General features: G+C 49.1%; 18 protein-coding genes and 3 pseudogenes. 2 read left to right on the forward strand and 19 right to left on the reverse strand.

Annotated elements, in window-relative coordinates; all coding sequences use genetic code 11:
• Positions 1-124: 124 nt before the first annotated feature.
• The 4 genes from C3F13_13755 to C3F13_13770 all read right to left on the reverse strand — a co-directional run bounded on the left by C3F13_13755 (position 125) and on the right by C3F13_13770 (position 1,650).
• Complete coding sequence (locus tag C3F13_13755) at positions 125-304, reverse strand: hypothetical protein (protein ID PWB51502.1); 180 nt, start codon at positions 302-304, stop codon at positions 125-127.
• A gap of 4 nt (positions 305-308) precedes the next feature.
• Positions 309-638 carry a hypothetical protein gene (locus tag C3F13_13760; protein ID PWB51503.1) on the reverse strand — a complete coding sequence of 110 codons (330 nt, stop codon included), beginning with the start codon at positions 636-638 and terminating at the stop codon, positions 309-311.
• A 195-nt stretch (positions 639-833) separates the two neighbouring features.
• Complete coding sequence (locus C3F13_13765; protein PWB51504.1) at positions 834-1,037, reverse strand: hypothetical protein; 204 nt, start codon at positions 1,035-1,037, stop codon at positions 834-836.
• A gap of 70 nt (positions 1,038-1,107) precedes the next feature.
• Entirely contained in the window at positions 1,108-1,650 is a 543-nt protein-coding gene (locus C3F13_13770; GenBank protein PWB51505.1) for a hypothetical protein, read from the reverse strand.
• A 364-nt stretch (positions 1,651-2,014) separates the two neighbouring features.
• Here C3F13_13770 and C3F13_13775 point away from each other — a divergent pair, with 364 nt between their 5' ends.
• A complete protein-coding gene (locus tag C3F13_13775; protein PWB51506.1) occupies positions 2,015-2,569 on the forward strand; it encodes a hypothetical protein in 555 nt (184 codons plus the stop codon).
• Between the two features lie 510 nt (positions 2,570-3,079).
• Here the strand turns inward: C3F13_13775 and C3F13_13780 are convergent.
• Both C3F13_13780 and C3F13_13785 read right to left on the reverse strand, forming a co-directional pair.
• Positions 3,080-3,421: a hypothetical protein gene (locus C3F13_13780; GenBank protein ID PWB51507.1), complete on the reverse strand. Its 342-nt coding sequence runs from the start codon at positions 3,419-3,421 to the stop codon at positions 3,080-3,082.
• Positions 3,422-3,568: 147 nt separating this feature from the next.
• Positions 3,569-3,895 carry a hypothetical protein gene (locus C3F13_13785; GenBank protein PWB51508.1) on the reverse strand — a complete coding sequence of 109 codons (327 nt, stop codon included), beginning with the start codon at positions 3,893-3,895 and terminating at the stop codon, positions 3,569-3,571.
• A 295-nt stretch (positions 3,896-4,190) separates the two neighbouring features.
• Between C3F13_13785 and C3F13_13790 the strand changes: the two genes are divergently transcribed.
• Positions 4,191-6,131, forward strand: coding sequence for a cell division protein FtsH (locus C3F13_13790; protein ID PWB51509.1), 1,941 nt, complete (start codon positions 4,191-4,193; stop codon positions 6,129-6,131).
• A 117-nt stretch (positions 6,132-6,248) separates the two neighbouring features.
• Here the strand turns inward: C3F13_13790 and C3F13_13795 are convergent, their stop codons facing one another.
• From C3F13_13795 to C3F13_13855, 13 genes and pseudogenes are all read right to left on the reverse strand, one after another.
• On the reverse strand, positions 6,249-8,264 hold the full coding sequence (locus C3F13_13795; GenBank protein ID PWB51510.1) for a hypothetical protein: 2,016 nt from the start codon (positions 8,262-8,264) through the stop codon (positions 6,249-6,251).
• A 308-nt stretch (positions 8,265-8,572) separates the two neighbouring features.
• On the reverse strand, positions 8,573-9,481 hold the full coding sequence (locus tag C3F13_13800) for an alpha/beta hydrolase (protein ID PWB51654.1): 909 nt from the start codon (positions 9,479-9,481) through the stop codon (positions 8,573-8,575).
• A 502-nt stretch (positions 9,482-9,983) separates the two neighbouring features.
• Positions 9,984-10,373: a polyketide cyclase gene (locus C3F13_13805; protein ID PWB51511.1), complete on the reverse strand. Its 390-nt coding sequence runs from the start codon at positions 10,371-10,373 to the stop codon at positions 9,984-9,986.
• Positions 10,374-10,395: 22 nt separating this feature from the next.
• Positions 10,396-10,892 (reverse strand): annotated as a pseudogene (locus C3F13_13810) (polyketide cyclase).
• Positions 10,893-10,899: 7 nt separating this feature from the next.
• Positions 10,900-11,466 (reverse strand): riboflavin biosynthesis protein RibD, encoded by a 567-nt coding sequence (locus C3F13_13815; protein ID PWB51512.1) that lies wholly within the window; start codon positions 11,464-11,466, stop codon positions 10,900-10,902.
• Positions 11,467-11,601: 135 nt separating this feature from the next.
• Positions 11,602-11,868: a DUF2277 domain-containing protein gene (locus C3F13_13820; protein ID PWB51513.1), complete on the reverse strand. Its 267-nt coding sequence runs from the start codon at positions 11,866-11,868 to the stop codon at positions 11,602-11,604.
• Between the two features lie 3 nt (positions 11,869-11,871).
• Entirely contained in the window at positions 11,872-12,381 is a 510-nt protein-coding gene (locus C3F13_13825) for an ATPase (protein PWB51655.1), read from the reverse strand.
• Positions 12,382-12,429: 48 nt separating this feature from the next.
• Positions 12,430-12,852, reverse strand: a pseudogene (locus C3F13_13830) (ATPase).
• A 48-nt stretch (positions 12,853-12,900) separates the two neighbouring features.
• Complete coding sequence (locus C3F13_13835; GenBank protein PWB51656.1) at positions 12,901-13,395, reverse strand: ATPase; 495 nt, start codon at positions 13,393-13,395, stop codon at positions 12,901-12,903.
• 9 nt (positions 13,396-13,404) lie between these two features.
• Positions 13,405-13,875 (reverse strand): annotated as a pseudogene (locus tag C3F13_13840) (ATPase).
• Between the two features lie 199 nt (positions 13,876-14,074).
• Entirely contained in the window at positions 14,075-14,647 is a 573-nt protein-coding gene (locus C3F13_13845) for a deaminase (GenBank protein PWB51514.1), read from the reverse strand.
• Between the two features lie 748 nt (positions 14,648-15,395).
• On the reverse strand, positions 15,396-17,030 hold the full coding sequence (locus C3F13_13850; GenBank protein ID PWB51515.1) for a hypothetical protein: 1,635 nt from the start codon (positions 17,028-17,030) through the stop codon (positions 15,396-15,398).
• A 345-nt stretch (positions 17,031-17,375) separates the two neighbouring features.
• A complete protein-coding gene (locus C3F13_13855; GenBank protein ID PWB51516.1) occupies positions 17,376-18,293 on the reverse strand; it encodes a carbon-nitrogen hydrolase family protein in 918 nt (305 codons plus the stop codon).
• Position 18,294 lies beyond the last annotated feature (1 nt).

The raw sequence follows: 18,294 nt of genomic DNA on the forward strand, positions 1-18,294 counted from the left end.
GTTGATGAGAAATATACCCAGGATCAGGGATGGGAAGCCCACGACCATGTAAGGGATCACGGCAGCCATCATTTCCGGTGTAATCTGTCAGCCGTTGGAGATGCTACACAAAAAGTAAAAAAAATCAGCCCAGGGATGTCAAGATAGCCCCCAAAATCGATAAGTAATTTCCCCACAAATGGCGATTGCCTTTGCCCTTTTTCGCTTGCTTCGTTAAGAAGGGAGCATTGATAATGCGAAAGATGATTACACCAATGATCAGAAATGCGATGATTTCTGCTACGCTACTTTTGGGTATGGTCATTTGTTTAGAAATACAAAGGCAAGCTCAAGTAGATGAAAAGCAATAAGGCACATGAGAATGGAATAGCCCCAAGGATTATCCCAATCAACGCAATGCCTGTTCCCGCCTCACCGGACTTCTTGATCTGAAACAGGGCGACTATCCCGCTGATTATGGCAGTGAGTCCGGAGAGTGGCATGAGGATATAAGCGATCAACAGTAGGGGATTTTGACTGGAAGGAATCTCAAGGTTGGAAGTATAAACAATAACTACGCAAAGAACGGCTATTATTCCAGCAATCAGGCTCACCAGAGAAGCGATATTCCTGCGATAGGTCTTGGGTGTGTCTTCCATACCTGCCTCCTGTGAGTGCTAAGATTTGCCCTGATAATCGGATGTAATCAGAGTATATAACAGATTTATACGTCAAATACGAACTATCTGGGAATTAATAATATCAAAATCCCCCAAGATGACTTGACGGATCGTAATTAATTTAATCCATCGACTGATACTGAAGCGCCCTGTTAAAAAACCGACATGGACCGTTTACTTGAGGATCCCATGTTCGTAAAGGTAGAGAAAAATCAGGATAAAGAGCAACCCAGCCCACATGAAGCAGCCAAACGCAATGGTAAGCCATTTACAGCCTGCAGGTTTATTTTTATATACAGTGCGTGCCAACCAACTGATCAGTAACCCTGCTGCTACGAAGGCTGCGAGTATATAGGGATTATCACTGAAATCCTGCATAACGCTTCTCCCCTCGCAGCCTGTTCACTTGTGAACTCGGCTCATACCCTTGCCAGGCACGTGACCAGCTCTACCTTGTTTTTGCCAGCTGGCGAATGCGCTCTAGCTTGAGCTCTCCGACTGCACCCCAACCCTGCACACCCTCGGGGACGGTAGGGCGGAACTGCTCATATAGCCCAAAAGCTCGCCGCTCCAGCTCATGGGGAGGATATGCGTGCGCCAGAGCTTCAAGTGCCTGGCGTGCTTCGTCTAGCCCTGGACCGAATTTCTTTTCAAGGTAACGCTCGACGCTTTGCGGGTCGATCGCTTCGTCCTTATTGGTTGCCCGCAGCCCATGCTCGGTTTGCACAGCTGGGATACGCCTGCCGACCACTTCGACCCACAGCACCTCACCTGGTTTCCGCTCCCTTGGCTTTTTACTGGCCTTTTCATCCAGCTCAGCTTCTACCTTCGTGTAAATACCCAGCCGCTGACCTTTGGATTGGGCAGTCAACCCTGCTACCGCTTTCCCGAGGGTCAGGGCTTCTTCGTGGTTATACCCAAGTCTTTCAGCTACAATTGCACCCCACAGCGTTAGCACCGGGGCACGGTTGATTTTAATTGTGTCAGTCATTTACTCATCCCTCCTGTTGACATGCATCCCCATTATACAATCGACCCAGATTGAGAAGGCGATGATTCGATATTTTCATCGCTGATTTTAATTATTGACAACCATTTAGATTTTTCTATAAAATATTTAGAAAATAAATCCAGGGCGGTTATTCCTTAAGCAGCTCACCAGGCTATCTACAACTTCATCAAGCACCGCTAGGTAACTAGAAACAGGTATCTATTGGAGGGGAGGTGATCACTGTCATTAGTTGCTTGTCTACTGTGAACCGGTAGATATCTCAAGTAGGATTGACTAACGACTGCCAATGTTTTGATAGAGCCAATCTAAACCGTAAATGCATTTTTACCCTGAGGAGGATAGCATGAGGCGCAAAATTCATGTTCGCAGTGTCCTGATCGTAATGCTGCTGGCGATTTGTTTCGTCATACCCGCCAGCGCAACAAAGCCTGTTCACGAAAGAGAAGCCATTGAAATTGATTTTCCTGACTGGGACACCTGTGGGCCTGTCTTAGGGGTCTGGGTGGCTGGACACCTTGATATGAGGGGAAGTTCATTTTTATGGTTCGATAAAGATGGACAAATAGTAGGTGAAACTTTTACAGGCTCTAATGTAGGAAGTGTTTCGTATGAAGACAGAACTGTCCATACACGGGCGAGTGGACTAACCAGAATCACATATCTTGGTTTTGAAAATGGAGTCTGGAGAGACAGGGTCGAGATTTCTGGTACTTCATGGATCATGGCGATTCCTGGTCATGGTGCGGTCGTCGGCACTTCCGGGCGATCGGTCTTCGAGGAAGCTTGTGTTGAGGTCACTCCGGGGGACTGGCAGTGCTCAATCACTTCATACGAATGGTCAGGTATATCTTTTGATGATCAAGAACTACTATGTAATTACCTGGTCTACGGTGAGTAATAAGGAATAGCGCGGATTTTATCGAATCTTTACAAATAGGGGCTGTCCCAAAAGTAACTGAGACAGCCCTGCATCATGACGTACGGGCGAAGCATTCAGATGGTGCCGGTTGATGTCAGATCGTCAGGCTTGAATGCTTCGCCCCTACCGCCATACAACCGGCATGAAAATAAGGAACGGACGCTTTTTGCCTTTCTATTATTTATTATTAAGATAAGCACCCCCCTATCAACCAGCATAATTAATGTGAGGTCAATCTACCAATCCAACGGGTGATAGAGTGGGTCTTTGACGGGAACTTCGAAGGTGATATTGCAACCAGGCATTCATAGCAACACCTCGATCATCGACAGGCGACCTGCATATACCTACTCATACTCATTCATCCTGGCACACTGGTAAAAAGATATCCATCTATTTGGACAGCCCATTTTTCTGTATCATAACAGCATAGTTCACCATCAAAGCTCACAGAAAATAGCTGAGTAATGGGCATTATTAAAATCGCGGTTACCCATTCCGTATAAATAATTGATAAGCAAAGGCAAAAATTACCAGCAGCCCCAGCGCCCCTAAAATGATTCCCGCAATACTGATGCCTTTTCCCTCTCGGTGATCCTCTCTAATTCGTTGCAAAGAGAGGATGCCCGTGGATATGGCTGTAATTGCTGCGCTTATGCTGATTGCAGGCGTGCAAATGAAAAGCAACAAACCAATCCCATATTGATATTCAGGGGGCAGTAATCTTGCCAATAGGATATCCAGCGGATAAACCAGGATCGAAATGATGCCAGCCACTAAACTCACGATCGAGGCGTTGTTTTTGGGTTGTGTCGATTGGATTGTTTCCATTTTTCTTTTTTTGGCTACCTGCTCTTAGCTTGCTGATTAGTTGGTTTCAATATTTTTCTCGAAATGTTAATCAGATTTTGCTGAAACCAAAATGTGCTCATTATTCTAAGTTTATCACTGGATCAATGTCAATCACAGACGCAGCATTTATTTTCCTACCCAGTTAATTTGATTGCCTCTGTCGTTCCTTTCCAAGGTGACCGTGCCAAAGGGAAGTTTGACATTGCGGATACTATCGCGCAGGAATTTTTCCAGGTGTGCACATGGATAACGTTCAGCTGTGCGTTCGCCATACGTGAGGCGCATTTCAACTGCCAATCTGGCCAGTATTTCGGGATTTGTGCGCATAAAGCTTCTGACCCAAGCCATCATGCCCATATAAAAGTCCAGCTGGACGATAATTTTCTTGCAGCGAGTGATCTGTTGATGGGTGAGTACGCTGAAAATTGCCTGGTGCCATTTCTTCACGCACATCAGGAAACCCGGCTAGAGGTAACAAACAATATGTTACGCCTTCCCATCCTGTCTGGTGAAGGCCACCGGAGGATAGTTTGGAAAACCCAAGCTGGATTCCCTTTGTTTTTAATATAAACTTAAGCAGAAGTGGAAAATATAATAACGAAAATTTGTTTATTGATTCAAAATAGTTCAATACGCTCAATTTTTTCACTACGAGCAGGATGTCTACGATGAGCTCACCCCAGATTTGTCTTAATGAAGCTTAATCCTGCACCTCTTTACACCTTTTTTCATTGGGTTACAATTGACCATGGGGGTGGAGGAGGATTCAATGGAATCAGAAAAACAGCCAAAAAGATCAAATCTCAATCCCATTTGGTGGGTGATCATGGTCGGCCTGCTGGCCTGGAACCTGTATGCATTTTGGCCACGCAGCCAACCGCAGATTACACTGCCATACAGCAGTTTTATCGCGCAGGTAAAGGATGACCACGTAAAAACGGTACAGATCAGTGGTAGCTCAATCAAGGGTGAATTCACCCAGCCAATGCCGGGGTCTGATTTGATATTGCCCACGGCACCGGTTCCAGGCACAACGGTTGGATCCACCACGCCAGTCACCTACACCACATTCACCACCACCTACCCAGAAGTAGTTGGTGATACGACCTTGCTCCCATTATTGACCGCACACAACGTTGAAGTTAGCGTTACACCCTCATCCAGCCCATTGCTGGCTTTGGTGCTAACCTACGGTTTGCCCATCCTGCTGATGGTGGGTTTCCTGGTGTTATTGGGCAGGCAGGCTTCACGCGGGCAGGAAACGATCTTCTCTTTCGGGCGCAGCAAAGCCCGCCGCTTCGTGGAGGATAATAACAAGGTCACTTTCAAGGACGTAGCCGGTGCGGATGAAGCCAAGCGAGAGCTGAAGGAGGTGGTGGATTTCTTGCGCAGCCCGCAGAAATACCATAAATTAGGGGCGCGCATCCCACGCGGGGTGCTGCTGGTGGGGCCTCCCGGAACAGGCAAAACGCTGCTTGGTCGGGCAGTAGCTGGAGAAGCCAACGTCCCATTCTATAACATCAGTGCCTCTGAATTCGTCGAGATGTTTGTGGGAGTGGGCGCCAGCCGGGTACGCACCCTGTTCGAACAGGCAAAAACCACCGCACCTGCCATTGTATTCATCGACGAGCTGGATGCAGTGGGTCGTCGCCGTGGGGCTGGCATCGGCACCGTGAACGATGAACGCGAGCAGACCCTCAACCAGCTGCTGGTGGAAATGGACGGGTTTGATGCCAACCATGAGATCATCATCCTGGCTGCCACCAACCGGCCAGACGTGCTCGACCCGGCCTTGTTACGCCCGGGCCGCTTTGACCGCCAGGTGAATGTCGCATTACCTGACCGTAAGGGCAGGGAAGGTATCTTGCAGATCCACACCCGTCAGATCAACCTGGCCAGCGATATCGATCTCAACACCCTGGCGCGCTCCACAACAGGCCTGAGTGGGGCAGACCTGGCTAATTTATGCAATGAAGCCGCCCTGGTCGCCGCCAGCAAGAACCACGACAGCGTGGATATGCAGGATTTTGAGGAGGCCATCGACCGTATCATCTTGGGAGAGGTGCGTCCATTGATATTAGAAGAGGAAGACCGGCGCATCGTGGCCTACCACGAGTCAGGGCACGCCCTGGTGGCATGGCTGACGCCGAACACTGACCCGGTCCACAAGGTAACCATAATTCCGCATGGGCGTGCCCTGGGGGTGACGGAGCAGATGCCAGAAGAAGACCGTTACAACTACACCAAGGATGAACTGCTGGCACGCATCCGTGTGATGCTGGGCGGGCGCTCAGCTGAAGAGATCGCCTGTGACGATATCACTACCGGGGCAGAAAATGACCTGGTGGAAGCTACCCGACTTGCCCGGCGTATGATCACCCGTTGGGGGATGGGCAGCATCGGCCTGCAGACGATCGATACGGATGAAACACAACCCTTCTTAGGTTATGAGCTGACCCAGGGCAGGGACTATTCTGAACAGACTGCCGCGCTGATTGATCGCAACATTCAAGCGATCCTTGACCAGTGCCATAATGAGGTAAAATCCATGCTTGAGCGCGAACATGCTAAGCTGGATGCCCTGGTGGATACATTGCTTAAGGACGAGACCATTGACCAGGATGACCTGGAGCGTATCCTTGGCCCACGTGTAGGCGCAGCGATGCTCGCAGTAGATTCTAAAGCGTAAGCATCGAGATTAAGAATAAATAACGTAAGGGCTGCCCCATATAGTTTTTGGCAGCCCTTTTCGTTTACTAATATTTATTTACCAAACTTGAGGTTTACCGTAGCTTAGCCAACAGCACTATTTCACTGGAAGGAATCTCTGTGTATGTCGGAAATACCAGCGGATATAGCCTGATTCGACTGGTAAAATGCCCAACTCGTACGCCTCGTTGTTCAGCGGCATACCTCCAGTAATCTCGAGATTTCCACCCTGGGCAAGCATCTCCTGGATGGTGATAGGCGGTGAGCTGCTGAAGCCATGCTGGAGCAAGGTGGTGTAATTCGGAGCAGGGATCACCTGATCTGCAACTGTCTCACATTCTTCCTTTTCATCATTGTATCTCTCCGCATGAGCTCCGTACGTCACCGTGGCTGAGCCACCTTCAGATTGAAGGTCTCCCACCGAAAAGGCATAGCCGTCATATGTGCCATCAAACTTCATAATAATGTTACCGCCTGCCTCAAGCCCATGGGTCAGGTAGTTGTGGCAATTATCACGGTCATACTTGCCGTATTTCACCTCGTCAAAATCAAGCTTCACCGTATCTTCACCCCGAAGGGCGTAGGTTTTCACATTGGTCGCCATCATCACGCGATGATCCTCTGTCCACATTGGCCAGCCGGATTCACGAGCATATCGCTCAAGTCCCGGGTTCGTGCCGCTCAGGTTTAAAGCAACACTGATATGCCCAAGCCACTCGTCGCATTCGGCCAGCTCAGCGATTTTATTATTCATGGCATCCACTTTGGCCGAGCTGCCTCCCACCAGGATGAGCAGTTGTAATACATTTGTCATTTCGCGGATGCGAGCACAATTGGGATCTTTCAGCAGGTCATCCGCCATCTTCTCCACCAGTGTAGCAGCCTCATTCAATAATCTGGCAGCCAGTTCAAGCTCCCCAAAGGCAGTCGCCAGGTCGGCTGCCTGGAGTAAATGGGAGACAGCCGAAGGTCCTGGGTAGCTGGCAGCATAGGCTTCAGCAGCTTCCGCAAGCTTACCCAAGCGGTTTACCATTTCCTGTTGTGACTCGGGGCTGTTCGAGCCGGTGCGCGTATGCTCCCATTCCATGATGCGACCCCATTCCTGTACATCGATTAAGGCATCCTGATAGGTCTGGTCATCGCTGGCGAATATGGGACGGAATAAATGCTTCATGGCGGATAGTCCTTGCTGCAATAAAAGATCTGGCAAAACCGCTTCAACATGCGGTACAAATAATCCAATGTGAGAGCTGAGCTGAGAGACAGTGCACAACAACCCCCCATCTGATTCTGGTATGCAAGCCCCATCGTCTACCTGCCATTCTCCGGCTTGCGCATCGAAGATCGCCAGGGTTGGATTGGCAGGCAAGTTCACATCGGGTGAGATTTTTATGGAAATCGCCTTCCCGGGTGTTATAGACACGGCAGTACCATCATCCGTGCTTCCCTCGATGGCCAATACAAAGGCCAACTCCATCTCCGCGCCATTGTTAAGCGGTGCCTGGGCTGGTCCAACATTGTGGACGTTTACGGTCGTTGCCTCAAGGATCGTCGGTAAAGGTGAGACAGAATCTGCTGGAATCGAGATCCCTGCTTGTAACTGACCAGCCTCTCCAACTTCCAGCCTGGCTTCTTCTCCCGAATTCACCAACAGGAAAGCCTGGAAAGGTGTGAGGCGGCTTTCGAAGAAGGCGGTCCCGTTGATCGGCGTCCCTGGCCTGGTAAAAGAGGTGGCATAACCCAAAGACTTGACTGCCAACCAGCCTTCCGAGCTGCCCTCCAGGTCTCCTGAAACCGCCCCGTTGATGTCGGTGATTGCATCCGCTACCAGGGCATAAGGGACAGGTGTTACATCTGGATCGAACACAAATCCGAGCACAGATGGGTTAGCTGAACCAGTAGTGGTTTGTAATGGCTGTTCACTGACCGCATCTGAGGCCTCAGGATTGATGGATTGCGTTTCAATGGTTGATTGCACATCAGTCCCAGTGATTTGCTCTCCTGCTACCGTGGGCTTTGAAGGCTGGCAGCTGGGGAGGGAAGCACCGATCAGCGTGATAATGATTATCAGGCACAATACCTGAGCAGTTGTGTGGGTTTTAGGCAAGTGCATGGGAACCTCCACTGAAGGGATGACCGTGTGGAAAGGATATTAAAGAAAAAAATCGAAATCCTTGTTAGAGGATTTCGATTTAGAGTTCAGGCCTTCGTTATAAAAAAATCCCCACAATGCTGGAGCCTGCATGGATGGGTCAGTTGTAATTTAGATGATATCACATTATGTTGTGAATTTCAACACGAATAGCAACCAAGATATTCGCCCTTGGAAAAGAGATTTAGCACTATCCAACGTCTATTTATTGATATCCTATGCTGCTTTGCTGGACTAGAAATTAATCTATCTATCCGTAATCAAAAATTCTAGCCATCACCTTTCAAGTACTTATCAAAAAACTCGATCGTGCGCCTCATCGCCAGGTTGAAATAATTGGCAATATCATGGTCATTGCCAGGATACTCGTAATATTCCACTGGATAAGGTGAGCCACTCTCCAGGATCGCCTGGTACAAATCTTGCGAGAACTTCACCGGCACTTCGCTATCCCCAACATCGTGATGAATTTGGAGTGGTCCCGATAAATCTTGCAGGTACGAATTTGCGGAGATCTGCTTCCAAAGATCAGGGTTTTCTTCAGGGGTACCGAATTGGCTCTGCCACACATCCCGCCAGCGAACCTGGTAATCCGGGTCGGGGGATAGCGTCGGGTCCCTGGGTGGGATATGGTGCCAGCAGCATAACAAGTCGGGATATGACGCGACTACCCCCGACCAGATCACCCCAGTTTTGATCTGGGATGAAATGACCATAGCGCGAAGGGTAATGAAGCCTCCCATGGAATGGCCCCACATGCCAATCCGCTGTGGATCTGCTTGTGGGAAGGTCTGCAGGGAAGAAACAGCGTTCAGTGTGTCGGTGGTATAGCCTGGGTTGCCGTACGCTCCTCCGGCATCTCCTTCTGAGCGGTCATGTCCGCGGTAATCGATCTTAAACACGATATAACCACTGCGTGCCAGCTGGTCGACGTAAGAAATATATCTTTGAGTGGTCCGGTAGGCCATTGGAGCGATGTAGCCATGGTTGAATACGATGGCAGGCCAGCCAGCTTCAGGCTTCTCACCAAAGGGAACGGTCAACAGGCCGTAAATCTTCAGTCCATCCGATTTATACCAGGCGATATAGCGGTAATAATTTGCACCCGTTTCCAGGGTTTGCTCAATGGTGATCTGGCTGCCTGGATAAGCTTTACCCCTGGCAACGGGGATACTCATTGGGTGGGGAATGGGTGTGGAAGTGGGAACCAGGGTTGGGGTAGGTGTTGCCGTCTCAGTCGGTGTACTGGAGGGCAGCGGCGTGCTGCTTGGTGAGGTGGTGACACTCGGGAGCGCCGTCAGCGTCATGGCAGGTGAGGTGGATGCCTGTGAGGGGGTATGATTAATGGTTGGGATGCACCCATTACTGCTGATCATCATCACCAATAAGAGCACAGAGATGGCTGCGTAATGTATCTTCCGGGGAGATTTCACCATAATGGCCTTGACGAGCGGATTATTATAAGGCTTGTTATTATAATCGCACAGACTTTTTAATAAATAGGCAGTAAGAAATAACCAGCTATTCCTGAGATCTCAGGTGTCTGGTGGTTGTTGCTGGATTAAGCTAGAAATGAGCGATGCATTCCGGCCAGTAATGGCCTGGCACCAACGCAGCTGGTGATTATTGCTGCCTAAATATTTTGGTGGCCTCAATTGCGGATAAAACAATCGATATATGCTAAAAAGCCCCGATGCGGTTCGGTGATTCTAACGGGATGGTTTGCCCCACATCCCACATTTCGACGATCTTACCTTGCTCGAAGCGGAAGATGTGCACGACTGCCATCCCGGGCTCACCGGGTTTGAGGATGATATTCGAGTGCACAGCTACCAGGTTGTTCTCCCCCAACACATTCTTGACCATGATGCGTTTATTCGGGAATTGGGCATGGTTTTCGAGCATCCCTTCTTTCAAAGAGTTGAGGTCGGCCGAGTAATACATATTGTGGTGTTTACCATGCATATTGACATAGGTTTGGTAAGCCTCATCGATGTTCCCAGCCACTACCAGCTGTAGAAAATCAACTGCGCGCTCTTTCTGTGCCTGTATGCTGTCCCGATTGGTCATATCCACACCTCCACGAAAACCTTCAATCCTTCGTTGGTAAACCTTCGTCCATCATCTCAGGGTGAGAGTCGGCAACTAAATTCAGCCCGATGCAGAATTCCAGATACGCTGTAAAATCGGCTAAAACCAACGCAAAGCCGGATGCCGAATCCATGGCCTGCTCGACAATCTTATCACCATTCCCACTGAAACCTGAATTCGTCATCGCAACATACGTTCCTCTGCCAGGTCGTTGCTGGAAAAACCGCTTGAGAGAATCCGAGATCCGGTCCACAACCCAATCCAGCAGGCTGCGCTTGCCGGGCTCCAGCGCTTTAACGTCACGCAGGGTGAAGACGCCGAACATTTCCCAGTCCCCGTGGATCCACCTGCCGGCTTTCAACCTGCCACGCTGCGGGTAAACCAGAACCGGGTGGTGATGGTTGGATCAACCAATGCCTCGTAGACCAGCTCAGCTGGCTTCCGAATCAACATGCCTGCCCTGGCGATTGGAACTTGCGATAGCGATCGCTTGTCCATGGATGGATTAAGCTGATGTGGCAGGTTGGTAGGTCAGTAGCACGTTGCCGTTTTTGAATACCTTAGTATTGAGCAGGTTGAATTTGAGGTCTTTTCCGTTCACCTGGAATAACGCTCCACCTGTGCCCAGGATCACCGGATTAACCATCAACCGGTATTCATCGATTAAGCGATGGTTAGTGAAGGTGGCTGAAAGGTTAGCACTCCCAAAAATGAATAAATCCTTGTTGGAGCGCTGTTTTAGCTTGCGCAGCTCATCCACGGCATCTCCCTTGATTAGCTGGGTATTGCTCCAATCTGCTTTTTCCAGCGTCCTAGAAAATACATATTTGGGGATGGAATTCATCTTCGCCGCCACGGTTGGATCGTCATTAATGGCAGCTGGTGTCGGCCAGTAGGAGGCCATGCCCTCGTAGGTAACCCGCCCAAAGATCAACCCACTGGCGGTATCCAGCTGTTCGATCGAAAATTGGTTAAACTCGTCATCCACACTGTGCCAGGCAATGTCCCACTTGTTCATACCTTCGAAATACCCATCCAAAGTGATTAGATTGAACATGATTACTTTGCTCATTGGTAATTTTCCACCTTTGTTTCGTTCGCTGGTTTGTGATTAGTTAAGAATTATCGTCACCGGCATGGCTGATCGTTGCATAGACGCCTCAACTGCCGGTGACGATTGTGTGCTTCAGCCACACCCTCGCTCCTGTCAGGCCTGCCCCGTCAGAGAAGGTTTCTGGTGAGGATTTACCCCTACCATCCTTGTCCTCCCAGGTGCGTTCGTTTCAAGGCTGGATAATAGCCTGGTAGAGATCTCAGCAATCTCATCCACGGCAGCCAGGAATGCTCCCTCATTGGCTTTAGAAGGATGGTGATATCCACTAATTTTACGCACGAATTGTAAAGCAGCCGCATGGATCTCCCCTTCGCTGGCTGGTGGCTCGATATTGTAGAGGGTGTGAATGCTCCTGCACATGCTTCACCTCAGGCAACTGGCGAGTTTATCGAGAGACTGATTCCAACCCTGGCGGGCATTGTCCAACATGTCACCCTCTGGAAAGCCGCAATGTTCGAGGATCATCTTAGTTTGTCCCCCAATATCCTCAAGTGTCACTTCCACTTCCATGTCCAGTGGTTTGTCTGAACCCATCCCATAATACGAGGCTGGAACGACATTGCCGTTCTCGTCAGCAAAGGTGTCAGTATAGACGAGGCGTTGATTTTCAACGACTTCTTCGTACTTGCCCGTATCCCAATATTGTTTACCATCGGGTGCCTGCATACTCACCAGGAACTTACCCCCTCGACGTACCTCCAGGTTAGCATACGGTGAGGTGAAATCCTTAGGCCCCCACCAGCACTTGTACTGCATTGGCTCCGTCCACTGTGCCCATACTTTCTCGCGCGGGGCATCGAAGATGCGGGTGATGGTGATGCAACCATCCGTTCCTTTTTGTTTTTCCATAGTTGCCTGCATTTGTCCTAGCATTGAAACAGGTGCCAGAAGTTCATTTAATCGGCTGGTCATGGCGGCTGTGCCCTCCTCCATCCCCCATTGGAGCATCTGGTCGCGATCCTCCACCGAAGGGAACAGGATCTTGGTGATGATGATCGTCTTCCCATCTTGCTCTCGAAACTCCTCTGTGTAGAGGGTCACGTGATCTGGCACGCCTTCATATTCTGATGTGTATACCAGGCGCTCAGGAATACGCACGCTATGGTACACACCATGGAATCCATATTCCTTACCTTGCTCGTCACGCTGGAGGAACCGCCATGTGCCACCCGGCATGACCACCATGTTGATCACCCTGGTCTGGAACCTGGCTGGCCCCCACCACTTGGGGATTTGCAGCGGATCAGTAACAGTTTTATAAACGACCTCCCGCGGAGCGTCGAAAGTTTGTGTAATGGTCACCTCCTGTAAGCCAGGAGGAACCTTAAGTTCATAGTTAGCCATTTTATTTTCTCCTTTCGTGTTTTTTTTTACCGTCTCCAACACATTGCATTATTTCAGGCATTGTTCAAGCTTATCGAAGGATTCATTCCAGCCTTGCCGGGTTTGTTCGAGGATCTCTCCCTCTGGCAGGCCACAGTGTTCGAGGGTCATCCTGGTTTGGCCCCCTAAGTATTCCAGGGTGACTTCAACTTCCAACTCCAATGGGAGATCGGAGGTCATCCCATAATAGGAGGCTGGTACGACATTACCGCGCTCATCTGCGAATGAGTCGGTGACGACGAAACGATTAGGTTCAGCAATTTCCTTATAAACCCCTGTGCTCCAGATCTGCTTTCCATCTGGACCAACCATGCAATTGAGATATTTCCCTCCAACCCGCAGGTCAACCTGGGCGCCGCAATAGTTGTAATCCTTGGGACCCCACCAGCACATATACATGTTCGGATTGGTCCATTCCTGCCAGACCCGCTTGGGAGAAGCGTTGAAGGTACGGGTGATGATCAGGCTTTTACCATCCTGCATGGTATAAGCTTTACCCATCATCGGATCTCCTTTGATCCTGGCAAGTAGCTCGTTAAAACGCTCATCACCTTCGGTAAATCCCTGTTCCATGCCTTGCGCGATCATCCCATCCCTATCCTGGACCGACTGAAAGATATTCTGCTGGGTGACAATCGTTTTACCATCCTTCTCATCAAAGCTCGTGGTAACCAGGATGACATGCCCCGGCATACCTTCCCACTCGAAGGTGGAGATAATGCACCGGCTGGGCTCAAGTGAGTGGTAGATACCGTGGAACGCGAAGAGGTTGCCCTGAGGATCGCGCTGGAGGTAGCGCCAGACGCCACCTTGCAGTACATCCATTTTTTCAACAGTGGTGGTCAGATTGCGCGGTCCCCACCATTCGGGAATGAGCTTCGGATCGGTGTATATTTTATAAACAAGATCGCGGGGGGCGTCGAACTTGTGGGTGATCACCAGTTCCAGGCTGCCTGGAATGGCGGAAAAAGTTGGTTTTTCCATCAAAATTCTCCTTTCTTTACAAATTATCATTTTCTATACTCACAACATATGTACATGGTTTCAAGCGTGTTGTTTGGCGGTCCTTACCTCTGGTGTTCTGCTTAGAGTCTCATTACCATGTCAGCGAGTTCTGGGTTTCATTTCACCTTATGCCACGATCTACTGGCTTGGAAAAACTCGGTGTGTTTATTCTTCGGTTTCATGCTTTCCCGTCGAGCCGGTAAGACAGAGCTATTGCCCCCGAGGGAAAAGGTTTTATCCATTGGAGATGAAGATTAACTACATGATCAAGATCCTGGAAAAAAGGCTTGCCTGCTCCAATTTCAACAGGATGAACTACAAGCTGGATCTCATCCACTAAGTGATTTTCTATAAATGGTTGCACCAGGCTTGCACCTCCTCCCAGAAGGATCACCCCCTTCGTGCTGGCTTTAATCTTCATGAAATTTTCTGGAAGAAACTGCCTCATCAACCTGGTATTCCAGTCAACCTTTGTCAAGGTGGTTGAATACACGATCTTCGCCATGGGGTTTAATGCCTCGGCAAAGTGACGCTCACCAGAACTGATATTCGGATCGTTTGAAGCGGTAGGCCAGTAGCTGGCCATCATATTGTAGGTCACCCGCCCGAAGACAATCAGGTCAGCATGGGAGAGCAGGTCGGCATAGAAATCGTGTAAATATTCATCAGCGATTGACCAGTCCAGCTCATGATGCGGGCCTTCGAAAAAACCATCCAGGCTGATGTTCATTGACAGAATAACCTTTGCCATGTGCTTCTCCTATCCCTCTCCCACTAAGATGCAACATATCACAAATTTGACGGTGATGATGATACCAGTTCGATCAGACAAACGATTAAATAACCCCAAGATAATCAGAGTATCTTCATCCCAATAGTATGATTTTAGAACTGGTGTCCTACCGTGTCAAGACACACGGCATTAATATTCGATAATAATCAGACAGAACCTGGATTTTCAGTTTAATTATCGAAATACGGGGCACTCTGATCGGGTGATAGCCTGGTAAGGCACAGAGTACCAGCAATATTGAATTCATAGCTAAATATTTGCATACCTGGCGGGCAGATCAACCAAGAAATGATATGCGAGCTAAAAATTTGTCTGCTTTAGAAATTAGCTTTAATCCTTACTAAACGAATTTATTCCCATGACCCGAAAGGTTTTCTATAGAAGGATGTCTTGCGTTAATCGCCTCTGTGTTTGGCTTTTTAGCCTGTGGACCCATATTCAACCAGAAAAAAGTTGATTGAAAAAAAAGATAGCGATCGCCAATTTGGCAGTGATCTCCGAGATACTGACTGTCGTAATCAATTCTATTACCAGCCCAATTAGCAGGATTTTGAGGCGCTTATGTTAAGGCGCGATTGTAAACCTGGCATCAATCTCTTGATAATTTTTCACTAACCATGTTTGCCTTTTCCGTGGGCATCCTGACGACCATTGAGAGACCTGCAGCCAGTATGCCAAAGATGACACTTCCTGTTATGAAGCTTACCTACTTGATGGAGAACATCATCATCAGGTACCACAACACAGCCAGATTGGAGCGCTGGATGACAAAGCCGAAGAAATAAATTAAGGCAAACACGATTAGCAGTCCGAATAGTAGAAGGACGATGTCGAGCAATCGCCATGCACCTTTTCGGCCTGTGATAAGGAACCAGAAGAGGGTTGGTACCAGGAACAGCAATGAAAACGGATTGATGATCATGAAGTACAGCGCGCCAAGGCCCACGATCATAAAGGCCAGGCTTTTGACGACCCCAAAACTTGGAGTTTTTACATCCTTAACAAAGCGTTGCAATATACGACGAGAAAAAAAGTAGAACGCAACCAGACTGGCGAGAAATATAATCACAGCAGGCCAGTGCGGGGTGACGATTACCGGGTCTTTCGTAGTGCCAGGATAAACAGCATATTTATCCATCAAGCCTAAGGCAACCAATAGATAAAGAACCAATAAGGAAGCAACTAGCGGCAGCCACAGGCTCAGGAAGTGAGGCAGTGCGCTTGCCCACCTTGCTAACTTGGTTCTAAAATCAGTTCGAGCGAAGGAGACTGCACCAACAAAAAATATTGCCGTGAAGCCGATGAAGAGTGAGTATAGAGCCGGCCCGCGAAAGAGCTGGTGGCTCGCTTCAAAGTACAGGTATGGCCCGGGGATATTCGGAAAGGACTGCATCGAGAGCAGTTGGCGGATGAGGGCTTCAGGGATACGTCCGGCGTGGTAGAGCGTATCAGCTGATTCGTACTCCATTGTGTCAAGTGGCGTGTGGTAGGTAGACCAGCTTAACTCGGCTGATTCAGGAGGAATTACCCCCGCGAATCCGATGGATGGTATTCCAAGGGCAACCATAGGTCCTTGGTCCATAAATGAAATTGGGACTGCCTGGTCTAAAATCTGGTCAATCGGAGCACGGAGCTGGACAGTCCATAGATCTCCAGCTGCTTCAGCTACATCCTGTGCCATTAGGGGTAGCCAGATCTGCCCGTATTTTCGGAACTGGCCAACAACCTCAACTTTTAAGCCAGTGTAGAGCGCTTTACCGACATTGTCCAGAGAGATACCTGCGATAATGTTATCTGGCATGGCATGGGTCTGAAGGTAGCGTCGAGTGCCAAGCATGCCATACTCCTCTCCATCGGTTGCGACATAAGCCAGGGAGTACGGGAGTGGCTTCTCTGCATAAAACACCTTCCCAAGCTCGAGCAGAATGGCAATCCCCGAGGCGTCATTATCCGCTCCTTCAATGGTGGTGGATGCTTGATCAAGGTGAGCTACTACCAGGATTTCCTTATTCGACTCACCTGGCAACGTACAGACAACATTGTTCATAGCCACCGGCACGCTATAGTTTATTACTGTCCAGGTGTCGATTTGGCAAGACCATCCATAAGCAATCATCTGCTTCTCAATCCATTCTGCAGCCAGGTGATTGTTTGGTTGACCGCTGGAACGGTTGGGAAATTGGCTGGCAAATTGACCTTGTAACGCAAAGGCGTTTTGCTTATCAAAGTTTAATGAATCAGGGTCATAAGTTATGAGTGATTGAGGTTCTGCGCTGCATGCGGTTAGGATAAGTGTGACAAATAAAATAATTCCTACATATTTAATATTCATGTTCGTCATTCTCGTCTCTCCATTAACTTTTGGCTCAAATAGTGTTCTTTAAATCTTTTCGTGAAGGAAATCTTGTCAAGCTCAATCCTTTTTGTGCCAGTGACCAAAGCATTGTATATATTTTGTCTCGTGTAGGCTGATTTTCCTTAGTTGCGTTGTTGGGTGTGTGAAGAAATCTTCCTACTTATAGCTTTATCATTGCATAAAATTACTGCCAAGAGAAGCTGGCGGGCTGCCAAAAACCGCCATTTTTACACAAACAGACCGAATTTGATTGCCTACCGGAAGAAAAACCCTCCCTGGTCTATCGACAAGGGAGGGCACAAGTGGGGGTCAGTTATGGGGGTTGGTTGATTACTTGTTATTGACCCCCACTTCCAGTTGGCGGTGATACTTGAGCACACCCAGGTTGGCAAAGGCACCTTTGGCGAGGCTGCCGTCTTCGTAGATGGGGAAGGTCATATCCGAATCACGTAGCTGCTTGAGGGTTTGGGCCAGGCCAATGGTACCGAACTCCCGGGTGCGCGTGGTGTGGTCCAGGTCGATCATCTCGGTCAGGATAGTCTGGTTGGTGGAGGCTTCTTGTAAAATGCGCCCATCCGGATCAATGATTGTTGATCGGCCACCACCCCAGGTGCCGACGCCATTGACACTGATGAAGTAGCACTGGTTAAATAAGGCATTTGCCCGGCACATGACCAATTCCAGCTCACGGTCAGAGGTTGGAGTCAGCGTCGGCTGAAGGATAACTTCAGCGCCTTTCCAGATCAAGGTACGTGCCACCTCTGGGAACCACATATCATAGCAGATGCACAGGCCAAATCGACCCACATCCGGGATATCGAAAACACAGAACTCATTTCCCGGTGTTACCCCGTTTTCATACGGCAACCACGGGAACATCTTGCGATATTTGCGGATGACCTCTCCTTGGGGTGAAATTACCAGGGCGGTGTTGTATAACTTATCACCATCCACCTCGTACATTGAACCTGGGATCAGCCAGCGGTTCAGGCTACGTGCCAGGTCGCACAACTTTTCGGTAAGCGGGCCGGGGATGGTCTCAGAATTCTTTACCCGCCAGTCACGGTCCTGCGAGCTCACAAACTGGTCAAGACCGGGCACTACCAGCTCATGGAACATGATCAGCTGTACCCAAGGGAAAGATAGAGTCAGGTTGGTAGCAATTTCCTTCATTTTATCCACAGTAGCCTGGGCATCAAACGCCACCACCTGCATTTGGACTCCAGCAATACCAAATAATCGGCTCATA

It is taken from the genome of Anaerolineales bacterium, assembly GCA_003105035.1.
Classification (GTDB): Bacteria; Chloroflexota; Anaerolineae; order Anaerolineales; family UBA4823; genus FEB-25.